The 10899-nt window shown below is 71.9% G+C and carries 9 protein-coding genes; 3 read left to right on the plus strand and 6 right to left on the minus strand.

Annotation, left to right across the window (positions count from 1 at the left end):
• The first annotated feature begins 260 nt into the window (after window positions 1-260).
• Together ACOJTC_RS03245 and ACOJTC_RS03250 are read left to right on the plus strand one after the other, a co-directional pair.
• On the plus strand, window positions 261-1067 hold the full coding sequence (locus tag ACOJTC_RS03245; RefSeq protein WP_420115678.1) for a helix-turn-helix domain-containing protein: 807 nt from the start codon (window positions 261-263) through the stop codon (window positions 1065-1067).
• Window positions 1058-1249 carry a DUF397 domain-containing protein gene (locus tag ACOJTC_RS03250; RefSeq protein ID WP_420115671.1) on the plus strand — a complete coding sequence of 64 codons (192 nt, stop codon included), beginning with the start codon at window positions 1058-1060 and terminating at the stop codon, window positions 1247-1249. The genes ACOJTC_RS03245 and ACOJTC_RS03250 overlap by 10 nt, the downstream gene beginning before the upstream one ends.
• Window positions 1250-1548: 299 nt before the next feature.
• Here the strand turns inward: ACOJTC_RS03250 and ACOJTC_RS03255 are convergent, their stop codons facing one another.
• The 4 genes from ACOJTC_RS03255 to ACOJTC_RS03270 form a co-directional block, all read right to left on the minus strand.
• On the minus strand, window positions 1549-4701 hold the full coding sequence (locus ACOJTC_RS03255) for an NACHT domain-containing protein (protein ID WP_420115672.1): 3153 nt from the start codon (window positions 4699-4701) through the stop codon (window positions 1549-1551).
• Window positions 4702-4788: 87 nt separating this feature from the next.
• The gene (locus ACOJTC_RS03260; protein ID WP_420115673.1) at window positions 4789-5085 is read right to left on the minus strand and encodes a hypothetical protein; all 297 of its coding nucleotides are present in this window, start codon (window positions 5083-5085) and stop codon (window positions 4789-4791) included.
• A gap of 373 nt (window positions 5086-5458) precedes the next feature.
• A complete protein-coding gene (locus ACOJTC_RS03265; RefSeq protein WP_420115674.1) occupies window positions 5459-6331 on the minus strand; it encodes a transglycosylase SLT domain-containing protein in 873 nt (290 codons plus the stop codon).
• 51 nt (window positions 6332-6382) lie between these two features.
• A complete protein-coding gene (locus tag ACOJTC_RS03270; RefSeq protein ID WP_420115675.1) occupies window positions 6383-7198 on the minus strand; it encodes a hypothetical protein in 816 nt (271 codons plus the stop codon).
• A 268-nt stretch (window positions 7199-7466) separates the two neighbouring features.
• Between ACOJTC_RS03270 and ACOJTC_RS03275 the strand changes: the two genes are divergently transcribed.
• On the plus strand, window positions 7467-8450 hold the full coding sequence (locus ACOJTC_RS03275) for a DUF2690 domain-containing protein (RefSeq protein ID WP_420115676.1): 984 nt from the start codon (window positions 7467-7469) through the stop codon (window positions 8448-8450).
• A gap of 45 nt (window positions 8451-8495) precedes the next feature.
• On the opposite strand, the gene ACOJTC_RS03280 is transcribed toward ACOJTC_RS03275, so the two are convergent.
• On the minus strand, window positions 8496-8708 hold the full coding sequence (locus ACOJTC_RS03280) for a hypothetical protein (protein ID WP_088641895.1): 213 nt from the start codon (window positions 8706-8708) through the stop codon (window positions 8496-8498).
• 112 nt (window positions 8709-8820) lie between these two features.
• Window positions 8821-10899, minus strand: a 2079-nt coding sequence (locus ACOJTC_RS03285) for an LppU/SCO3897 family protein (RefSeq protein WP_420115677.1), incomplete at its 5' end; no start/stop codon positions are given.

The raw sequence follows: 10899 nt of genomic DNA on the forward strand, positions 1-10899 counted from the left end.
GGTGGGGCCCTGGGGGGGGGTTTATGGGGTTTTTTCACCACTACCCGCCCTGTGCGGGGGGGGGGGGGGGGGCCCCGGGTAGGGGTGGGGGGCCCCCCCGACCACGAACGCGACCGCCGGGCTTCTCCGCACCGATCGCGCCGTTCCGTCCTCCACCCTGGACTTTTGCTCCTTGGCTTCGGAATAGTGATCAGGTGATTGCGGAGCGCAATGGTCTGTTGCGAGCTGGCGAGGAATGCAGGGGATCGCCGTGGAAGGGTGTGGAAGCCGTGGGAATCTCTCCGTCGGAGTACCTTCTGCGTGAACTACGGCGACGTCGGGCGGCTGCCGGGCTCACCCAGACGCAGCTCGGCGAGCGGATCTTCTGCTCGGATTCCCAGGTGAGCGCGATCGAGACCGGGGTGAAGCCGCCGACCCTGCCCTACCTGGCGTCGGTGGACGAGGCGCTGGGAACGGAGGGTTACTTCACGACTCTCTGGGACGAGTTGGTCAAGAGCGATGCGGCACCGATCTGGCTGCGCGAGTGGATCGAGATAGAGTGCGAGGCGACCGCACTGCGCTGGTATGAGCACGCCTTCGTGCCCGGCCTCCTGCAGACCGAGGGGTACGCGCGTGCCACCTTTCAGGCGGCCCGGGTGCCGACCGTGGAGCTTGACCGGCGGGTCGCGGCCCGGCTCGACCGGCAGGTCGTCCTTGACCGTGACCCCGCACCCCAACTCTTCGTCGTTCTGGACGAGGCCGTCCTTCGGCGGTCGTGCGGTGGGCCTGCCGTCATGGCAGAGCAGCTTGCGCACCTCATAGCCTGTGCTGAACAGCCACATATCCAGTTGCGCGTCGTCCCGATGTCCGCTGGCATGTATCCGGGCCTGGCCGGGGCATTCATCATTGCTGACATGCCCGACGGCTCCCGGACCGGATACGTCGACAACCAACTGGCGGCGCAGGTCATTGGGCAGGCTGACTTGATTGCCGACCTCGGTGTGTCGTGGGACGCTATCCGAGGTGAAGCGTTGCCGCTGGGCCTGACCCTGGACCTTCTCACGGAAGTAGCGAGGACATGGACCTGACTGGAGCCACGTGGCGGAAGTCTTCCCGCTCATCCACCAATGGCGGCGCATGCGTCGAGGTTGCCGGGAATTTGGTCGACGCGGTCGGCGTACGGGACAGCAAGGACCCGAACGGCCCTGCTCTCGTCTTCGCCCCGGCATCCTGGCGAGCATTCGTCGGCCGACTCCCCGTGCGGGCCTGATCGTTCCAGCGCCGATTCGCTCGGTGCGATTGAGAGGCTTGTCAGGAAAGGACTGACGCGCACGCCTGGCGACTGGTGGGCTGGATGACCTCGGGGCACGTCGTCACGCTTCTCGGCCGGTGGCCGGCGGCCCACCCGCTCCGACCTGACCCAGATTCACAAACGGCTGAATGGTCTGGCAGCGCCTCGGCTGAGCGTGGCTGGAGACTTGGGTCGAGCGTAACCAGCGCTGGAGGCGGTGAGCTGAACGCCATCCCCAATGCTCTCGCTAACGCCAACGATTGTTCCTTGCTGTCCGCTCATTGTTCGTTGAACGAGGGCGAGGTGATCTCGACGTATGCTAGAAAGGTTTCATACGCTTCGTCCCACGCGAATACCCTTCCCCGCGTAGCGCTGCTGCAGACTTTGGCCAATTCCGGTAGGAGGCCGGGTGCTAGTTGCGGATGGCGGCGCGAATAATCGACCAGTGTGCCTTTTGCCTCGCGGCGCACATTGCAATTGCTGTCCGCCAATAGGGGTAAAAGTAGATTTTGGAGTTTCTTGGAGGCATTCGCGTGACGCAACATCTGCACCGCGATTGACCTTGTTTGCCCTGACTTGTTCGTGGTGGCGAGGGTCGTCAGTGCCAGGGCAGTGGTTTCGGTGAGTAGGTCGCGGTCGGCCAGCGCCCGGAATGCCTGGATCTGCACGAACGGGTCAGTGTGGGTGGTGGCGAGGTTGGTCAGTGCGATGGCGGTAGTTTCGGTGAGTGGGCCGCCCGCGGCCAGCACATGGAGCGCATGGATCTGCACGAACAGGCCGGTGTGGGTGGTGGTGGCGAGGTTGGTCAGTGCGGTGGTGGCGGGTTCGGTGAGTGCGCCGCAGTCGGTCAGCGTCTGGAACGCTTGCATCCGCACATTCGGGTCGGTGTGGGTGGTGGTGGCGAGGTTGGTCAGTGCGGTGGCGGTGGTTTCGGTGAGTGCGCCGCAGTCGGCCAGCGCCCGTAAAGCCTCGATCTGTACGCGGGGGTCCGTGTGGGTGATGGCGAGGTTGGTTAGTGCGGTTATGGTGGGTTCGTTCAGCGCGCCGAGTCGGGCTGCGATGACCGCAAGCTGGCACCAGTGCAGTAGGGGGGCGTCACCCGACGGAACCGCACGGCTGTCCAGGGCGGCGCGGAATCGATCAGCGGCTTTGGTGCCGCCCAGCGCGGCCAACCGCTCCGACAGGGCAGCCTGGTAGGCGGAGAAGCGGCACCTGCTGTGCTCCTGGTCGAACCACTCGTCGACCGCCTGGCTGATCACCGCGTCGATGGTCGCGGTCTTCAGCGGCGTGTCGTCGGCCAGGACCCGGAGCATGAACAGGAAGTCCCGGCCCAGCAGTTCCTCGTACGGGCTCGGGTTACCCTCGGCTGGATAGATCGCCTTTGCCACCACCTCGTCGATCTGCTCGACGTAGTCGGTGCTGATCAGGCCGAGCGCGAGCAGGATCGGCTCCTCGTAGCGGGGGTCGTGCAGCCGGCGGCGGATCTCGCTGATCCGGTCGGTGGCCGAGCCACGGAACGCCAGCGCCCGGCCGGCGTAGTACTCCTCGAAGGTCAGATGGGCGAACCCGTACCGGCCGGGAGCACGCTCGACCAGCAGGCCGGTATGGGTGTCGGCCTTGTCGACGAAGTCGAGCACCCCCAGCCCGGCGTCGGTGCGCAGCGGGTCGGCGGCTTCCAGCATGCGTCGATTCCACTCGGTGCCCTGGTGAGTTGCCCACAATGGGCCGAGGACGTCGAGTAGTTCCAGCCGGGTGGCGGCACCCTCAGGGCGGTGCTCGTGCATCCACCAGCCCAGCTCGGTCAACCACCGGGTCAGGATCCGCTCGTCGGGCAGGTCGGCCTCGGCGACCCCCTGGGCGCTGCGCCAGGTGCGGCCGAGCGCGTTGCACACCTCCACGTACGCCTCGACCCGGCGGTGCGGAAGCCGGCCGCTGGCCCGGTGCACCAGCACCAAAGCGGTCAACAGCAGGGGGTTGGCGGCGAGCCGGCGTACCCCGGCGTTGGTCGTGAGGGCCTGTTCGATCGCGGTGGTCTCGCGTGCGCCGGCCAGCCGGGTCGCCTCGGCGGACCGGCCCGGGGTCTCGGCACGCTCGACCTCGCGGCAGTAGACGTCGAGGAACCGGGTGATCGTCGGGTCGTCCATGTCCTGGAGCCGCACCGCGCGGAACGGTTCCGGCAGCGGGGCGGCCTGGTAGCCGGCGATCCGGCTGGTCACCACGAAACGGTTCCCCTGCCGGGCATGGGCGGTCACGAAGTTGGCCACTGCCGTGACCACGCCTCGGCGCAGCTCGGCCGAGGCGATCTCGTCCAGGCCGTCCAGCAGCACCAGGCAGCGGCCGGCGTCGAGCTGGCGGCGCAGCAGGTCGGTCAGGCCCGGCAGGGTGCACTCGGCGCGGCGGAGCTGGCCGGACAGGAACTCGCCGATGCCCAGCTCCGGGAACCCCTGGCGGGCGTACTCGCCGATGCGGAGGTAGATCGGGAACAGCGCACCCCGGCCCCGGACCTGCTCGCCAGCGATCAGTGCTCGGGCGTGGGTCAGGGCCAGGTAACGCAGCAGGGTGGTCTTACCCGTCCCCGGATCGCCCAGCACCAGTAGCTGGGCGGCGTCGCGGGCCGCGTCGAGCACCGGTTGGCTGGCCGGCTGTTCGGTCTCGGCGGCGAACCGGTGGCCGTACTGCGTCTGCAACCGGTCGAGAGCGGCCTCGAAGCCGGTGTGGTCCAGCGTCCCCTCGGCCACCAGGGCGGTCAGCCGCTCCCGTTCCCGCTCGAACCAGGCCCGCGCCCGGTCGCCGGGGTTGCGGTCCGGCCGCGCCTGCAACCCGACGAACACCTCGCCCAACGGAAGCTGCACGGTGGTGTTCCGGACCACCCCCACGGTACGCAGGTAGCGGTGCTGGTCGATCAGCCAGCGCAGGTAGGCGACCCGGTCGTCGTCGGTGGCGTCGACCGCGCCCAGGCGCTCGGCGATGCAGGTGGTCGCCTGGGCGGTCGACGCGGCATCGGAGCGGCCGAGCATCCCCTGGAGGGCCGCCTCGCGGCGTACCTCGGCGTCCAGCCCGTCGAGCAGGGCCTTGAACGCGGGCCGCAGCAGGCCGACCCGGTCGTACCGCTCGTCGTCGGATTCGGCCCGGCCCAACGAGTCGACGGCCCGTTCCGCCAGCCGCACCGGGGAGGTCGGCACGCCGGGGACGAGCACCTTCGCCAGCTCGGGAGCGCCCTCGTGCACCCAGAAGCCGTCGTTGACGTCGAACTCGGCGAGCCGGTCACCGTACGACCGGTTCAGCTCGGTGAGGGCGCGGCGCAACGCGCGCTCCAGGGCCTTGTGTTCCGGGTCCCCCCACACGCGGGCCTTGACGCCCTTGGCGGCGGCGGCCCCGACCTGCGCCAGGATCGGCTTCGCCAGCGCCGTGGCCAGCGCGACAGGGTCCATGGCCGGCAAGTGTAGGCGGACCGACCACAAGGGATAGTCGTGTAGCCGACGGGCTCCTGGTCAGGATGCCCGAGGGCGGATCTGGCGTCAGTGGGTCAGGTCGACGGTGACGGTGACCCGGCCCCGGTCGTCCCGGCGGGCCACCGCGTGCCCGGCCCGGTCGACCCCGTCGAGGTTCAGCGAGATCGGGCCGCCCTCGCCCAGGAAGTTCCGCCACCACTGCTTGGCGTCGGGCATCGCGACCTGGATGACCACCGTCTCGCCGGCCTGTCGGTAGGCGACCGGGGTGCTGAACGTCCGCCCGGAACGGCGACCGGTGTAGGTGACCACGGCCAGGTGTCGCCGGAGGAACTGCCCCCAGCGTGGCGACGACCGCAGCGCCATGATCCGGGTGTTGAATGACCGCGCCAATCCCGAGGGGAACGATCCTCGTTGACCCATTCGGGCCTCCGTCGTCGATGTGAAAGCTCCACGCCGACCGTAACACCGCCCGGTCCCGGCAAACATCAGTGAGAACCCCGACCGCCGGCCGCCACGGCGCCAGGGAGAGTGATAGCGGCGTATACCGGTATGCCTGTCAGGCATAAATATGACTGACAGGCATACCGCTCTCCAGGCAAGGCATGGGTCGCCGCCGCCGCGCCCGCAGGGGCGGGGTATGACCGCCGCCGCGCCAGAAGCGAGGGGGCAGAGCGGCGGTCACGGTGGAGCCGCGCGGGAGGGTCCGACCCTGCCCGCGCGGCCCCGGACGGGACGGTCAGCAGCGACCGACCATCGTCTTCACGTCGTAGGTGGTGTTGACCCAGGTGTCGGCCACGTAGCCCGTCACGCCCGTGGCCGGGTTCGTGATCCGGTCCCAGGTGGACGACGGCCAGTAGCCGCCACTGACGTACTCGCCGAAGGTGTAGCAGGCGATCTTCACCGTCGCGCCGTAGTTGACGGAGCCGGCGATCCCGTAGGTGGTACCCGGCCCGGTGCGGATGTTGAGCGACGGGTTGGCCAGGATCGTGCCCGTCACGGCCGGCGGGTCGCCGGTGCCACCCAGGCGGGCCACCGCCGCCTGCGCGGCGGACAGGTAGCCGGCGTACGCCCCGTTGTTGTACGTCGACCAGGGCTGCCAGTTGCTGCCGCCGCTGGAGATGCTGTAAGCGGCGTTGGCGTTGCACTGGGAGTTGTAGGCGCAGGTGTCGTTGACGGTGGGGTGGTAGCAGTTGTTGATCTGCCACAGCCCCCGGTCCAGCGAACCGTTGGGGCAGCCGGCGGTGGGGCCGTTGCTGCCGACCGCCGACGGGTTGCAGGACGACTCGGCCATCGCCACGGCCACGGCGGTGACCAGCGGGTTGTTCCGGAATCCGGCGGCGTACGCCACCTGGGCGCACAGGTCGATACCGACCGCGTTGACGCCCACCCGGTTCGCCTTCGCGCCGATGGCGGGGCCACCGATGCTGGCCGGCTTGGCCTGGTCTGCCGGGCGGGGGGCCGACGCGGCGTGGGAGGCCGGGCCGGTGGTGGCGGGTGCGGCGGTGGCGGGGGTGGGCATGGCGCTGACGCCGACGACGGCGGCCAGTGTCAGGCCGAGGGCCAGACGCAGGGCGCGTCGGGCCGCGGGGACGGCAAGGGGGAGACGCATCGTGATCCTTTCAGCGGACGACCGGGAGGGGAGCCGGGCAGGGTGGGGGCGTCAGCGCCCGGTCCACTCCGGGTCGGCGTAGGACCAGCCGAGGTACGGCGCACCGGGCCAGGTCTGCGAGACGCGGCGGACGGTGGCCGCCGAGGTGATGTAGTTGCCGTTGCCCTCGGAGAGCATCACGTGGCCGTAGTAGCCGTTGATCGACGCGGCGGCGTAGAAGACCAGCGCGCCGGCCGGCGGGGTGCCCGTGGTGCGGATCATGCCGCGCGAGAGCAGCGCGTTGTAGTGCACGATCGCCGAGGCGTAGCCGCTGGCCGCCCGACCGTAGGCGTGCCCGACGAAGTTGTCGCACCAGCCGTCCCACTGGTGGTTGGAGTCACCCAGGTCCCCGTTGGTGTACGCCTGGCCGATGACCGACCGGGCCCAGGCCATCGCGCGGTCCTCGCGGGTGCCGGTGGGCGGCGGTGTGGTGGTGCACTCCGGCTCGTTGGGCAGGTACTGGTTGAACCCCGGCGTGTTGGTGTAGAAGTCGCTGATCCAGCCGCTGGCCGGGGAACTGATCCGGTGCCAGACCGAGTTGCCGGAGATGTTGCGTCCGCGTACCGCGCACTCGGCGACGAACCCGGTGCCGTCGCCGAGGAGCGCCACCGAGCCGGCATTCGCGTCGTACGGGCTGGTACGCACCATCAGGCCGGCGCCGCCCGTACCGGCGACGCTGTAGCCGGAGATCCCGGCGAACGACGGTGCGGCCGTGCCCACCAGGACCATCGCCGTGACGCCGCAGGCGGCGAGGACCCGTACGGCGAGTCTCGGCAGTGCTCGGCGGGATGTGCGACCCGGGGGGTTCGAGTCGTTCGGCTGGTACACGCGGTTCTCCTGTCGAGAGGTCGGCGCCGCACCGGGAGCGGTGCGGCGTACCCGTCGGGCGGTGCTCCGTGCGGTCCGGTATCCCCGGGGCGAACGTCGATTTCGAGCCGAACGGATGCGTGTCAGGCCCGACACTCGCCGTGAGATCATATTCACCGGCACCTATCCGGCGGGTGGCTGCTCCGGGGTCGATCCTGTCGTGGCACCCGCCTGTAAAGCACTGGCTTGACGTGCGTTGACACCAGGGTTTACATGCAGGGGAGGGTCCATGACGGGTCGAAGCGGACGAGTCGGCGAGCAGGTTTCCGGCGAGGTCCGGCACCACCAGTTCGTCGCTGATCTCGCCCGGCTCCGGCGCGACGCCGGGCAGCCGTCACTACGCAGGATGTCGGCGACCGCCCACTACTCGCACACCGCGCTGGCGGGGGTGCTTGCCGGCACCCGCCTGCCGTCGCTGGAGCTGACCCTGGCCTTCGTCCGGGCCTGCGGCGGTGACGAGGCGGCCTGGCGGGACCGGTGGCACCGGGAGGCCGCACTGGACCGGCCCGCCGGACCGGCCCCCGCCGGGCCAGCGCTCACCGGGCCGGCAGTCGACGGACCGTCGGATGAGTCGGTCCCGGGGCCACCGCCGTCGCCACCACTGGCGGCGGCCCGGCGCACACCGGGACCCCGGTGGGCACCGCTGCCCCGGTGGGCACTGGTCGCGGCGGCCGGGCTCACCGTGCTCGTCGCCGGCTCGGTCGTACCGATGATCGCCGACCGGGAATCCCGGACGAACCGGCCCTCGGACCGGGCGGTCGACGCGTCCCGCCCGGCACCCACCGACCCCGCAGCCACCGGCGGCACGCCGGTCCCCGACGGGGCGGACCCGCAGGAGGAACGCTGCCAGGTGGACGCGGTCAGCACGGAGACCGTCCCGGTGCCCGACCCCGACCCGACGCAGCCCACCTACGGCAGCCTGACCCTGCGTTACTCCCCGCGCTGCCAGGCGGCCTGGCCACTGTTCGTCTCCACCGAGCGGGTGCCGACCGGGGCGACCATCCGGCTGGCGGCCACCCGCCCCGCCGACGGCGCGGCCAGCCGGTTCGACTACCCGTTCATGATCAAAAGTCAGGTGTACAGCGTGTTCGGCAACGTGCTGCGGACCACGAGGGGCTGCGTGTCGGTCACCGTCGACATCACCGCGGCCGACAACCGCAGCGTCCTGGCCAGCGCGCGTACCCCGTGCGTGCAGCTCGGTGCCCGGACATGACACTGCCCCCCGCGCCGGTGCGGAGGGCAGTGGTCGGCCGGTCGGTCAGACGTGCTGGGTCTCGGTCGTCGACGGGTGCAGCTCGGCGGTTGTCTCCGTGACGAACCGGCCGGTGCTCGCGCTGCGGTTGACCTCCTGCTCCCCGCCGTTGCCGACCTGCTCGGTGGTCGTGTGCCGGGGGTCCCGCTCGGTGGTGCCCTCCGTGACGAAGCGGCCGCTGCGCGCGCTGCGGTTGACCTCGTTCTCGTTGCCTGCCATGGGGTGACCTCCTCGGGCTACGTCAATGTCCTCTTAGACTGCCCAGTCCGCGCGGCCCGAAACACCAACGGCGGGGACCCGGTCCACCCGGGTCCCCGCCGTCGGTACGGCGTTACTGGCCGGCCGGCTTGAGGCAGAGCACCCGGTCGACCCCGCCGCCCTGCAACACCACGTGCGGCTGGGTCGGGTCGGTGCACTTCTCCTTGGCGTCCACCTTGGAGACGACCGTGAAGGCACCCTGCTCGTCGCAGTTCGCCGCGCTCGCGCCGTTACCGGACTGCTTGACGCAGGAACCGACGGCCGGATTGAACGGGGCCGGCTTGTCGTCGTCCGAGCCGATCTTGCCGAGCAGCATCAGCAGGCCCAGCGGGACGGCCAGGATCAGCACCGCCGCGATCAGCACCAGGGCGAGCACCCGCCCGTTGCGTACCTTCGGCGTGGGCTGTTCGGCCTTCTGCTCCGGCTCGGCGTCCGGCTTGAACGCGTCGAAACGCCCCTGCTCCTGCTCCGGCTCACCCGGCCAACCCGTGGGGCCGGACGGCTGCCCAGCCGGCCCGAACTGCTGGCCGGCGGGCGGGAACGGGGAGGCGTACCCACCGTGGGCCGGGTCGTGCGCCGGGTGGCCGTACCCCGGCACGGGTGCGGCACCGGCCGGTGCGCCGCTGGTCGGGCCGGCCCCGAACGGCTCGGCCGGCCGGTCCGCCGGCCCGTGCGGACGGGTGCCGTTCATCGGGCGGTTGCTGCCCGCCGGGTCGGCGAAAGCGGGGATGCCGCCGCCGAACGCGGGCGGGGCGGCCGGTGGCGCGGACGACGGCGCGTCACCGCCGAAGCCGTGCTGCCGCTCCTGGTCGTCGAAGCGGGGACTGTCGAACCGGGTCCGGTCCTGGTCGTCGAAGCGGGGCTGCTCGGGGCCGTCGAACCGGGTGCGGTCCTGGTCGGCGAACCGGGCATCGTGCTGCTCGGGCCGGCGGGGGTCGTGCTCCTCCGCCTCCTCCGGCGGCTCCGGGCGGGCCGGTCGGCCGTACACCCGGGGTTGCGGAACGACCGGGCCGGCCGGATGTGCCGCCTGGTCGTTCGGGGGTGCGACCCGGCTGGCCGTCGGCACCGAGGCGCTGGCCGAGGCGCGGCCGACCGCACCGGGCTCCCCGGCCTCGGCCGTCGGCACCTGGGCGCGGCCGGCACCCTCGGACTCGGGCGAAAGCCGCTGCGCGGGCAGTGCCGGGCCGGCCGGCAACTGCGGCTGCTCCGGCGCGCCCCAACCGGCGGCCTCGCGGCCGTGCGGCTGCTGGTCGCCGGGCCCTCCGAACGGGGCCGGCGGCACGTAGTCGGCCGGCGGAGCGGCGGCCAGGCTGGCCCCCGGCACGCGCTGCTCCTGGGGCGGGAGCGGCACCTTGTTGGCCGGGGAGATGCCGGGAGCGGGCCCCGGCTGGTAGATCGGCTGGTCATCGCCACGGCGGGACTCCCAGCCGCCCTCGGCCGGCTGGCCGGCGGGCTCGGCGCGACCCCACGCCTGCTCGGGTGCCCACGGCTCGCCCTCCGGCACGACGGGGCGTTCGGCCCCGGGCCACGGCGGCTGCTGGTGGTCGTTGCCGGCCCAGGCGGGCGGACCGTCCGGCGCGGAGACCGAGGCGGACGCGCGCGCGGGTTGTTCCGGCGTCGCCCAGGCGGCCCCGGACTCCTGGTGCTCCGGCGACGGTACGGAGGCCGCACCCCGCTGCGCGACCGGTGCCGGCCACTCCTGACCCGACGCCGGGTCGTCCTGACGCGACTGGTCGGCGCGGGCGGGAGCGCCGCCCGGCCAGCCGTCGGGGGTGGCCTGCTCGTGCTGACCCTCCCACCGGGCCGTGGCCGGCTCGTCCGGCGCACCCCACGGCGGCTGCCGGTCGTCCCGCGTGCCGTTCGGCCAGTCACCGGGGCGGCCGGCGTCGTCCGGGCCGGGCCGGTTCGCGGCCCAGCCACCCGAGCGGGACGGATCGTCCTCGGTGGACCGGCTGTCGACACCTGCGGCGTTGCCCGCCGCCTGCGCGCCGGCCTCCGGCTGCGGCCAGGCCGCCGTCTGGTTCGTGGGCTCCGCCGGGGCCGGCACGGGCACCGAGGCCCGGCCGGCGGGGCGGTGCGCCTCGTCGGGGCGGGGCGGTGCACCGGGGGGCCCCCCCCCCGCGGTTCCCGGGCCCGCCAGCGGGCCCCCCCG

The organism is Micromonospora sp. (assembly GCF_048594385.1).
Lineage (GTDB): Bacteria > Actinomycetota > Actinomycetes > Mycobacteriales > Micromonosporaceae > Micromonospora > Micromonospora wenchangensis.

What these genes read in the sequence shown, in the direction of transcription:
- ACOJTC_RS03255 (WP_420115672.1), bottom strand. Translation starts at nt 4,701, where the DNA reads ATGGACCCTGTCGCGCTGGCCACGGCGCTGGCGAAGCCGATCCTGGCG.
- ACOJTC_RS03265 (WP_420115674.1), bottom strand. Translation starts at nt 6,331, where the DNA reads ATGCGTCTCCCCCTTGCCGTCCCCGCGGCCCGACGCGCCCTGCGTCTG.
- ACOJTC_RS03280 (WP_088641895.1), bottom strand. Translation starts at nt 8,708, where the DNA reads ATGGCAGGCAACGAGAACGAGGTCAACCGCAGCGCGCGCAGCGGCCGC.
- ACOJTC_RS03260 (WP_420115673.1), bottom strand. Translation starts at nt 5,085, where the DNA reads ATGGCGCTGCGGTCGTCGCCACGCTGGGGGCAGTTCCTCCGGCGACAC.
- ACOJTC_RS03250 (WP_420115671.1), top strand. Translation starts at nt 1,058, where the DNA reads ATGGACCTGACTGGAGCCACGTGGCGGAAGTCTTCCCGCTCATCCACC.
- ACOJTC_RS03275 (WP_420115676.1), top strand. Translation starts at nt 7,467, where the DNA reads ATGACGGGTCGAAGCGGACGAGTCGGCGAGCAGGTTTCCGGCGAGGTC.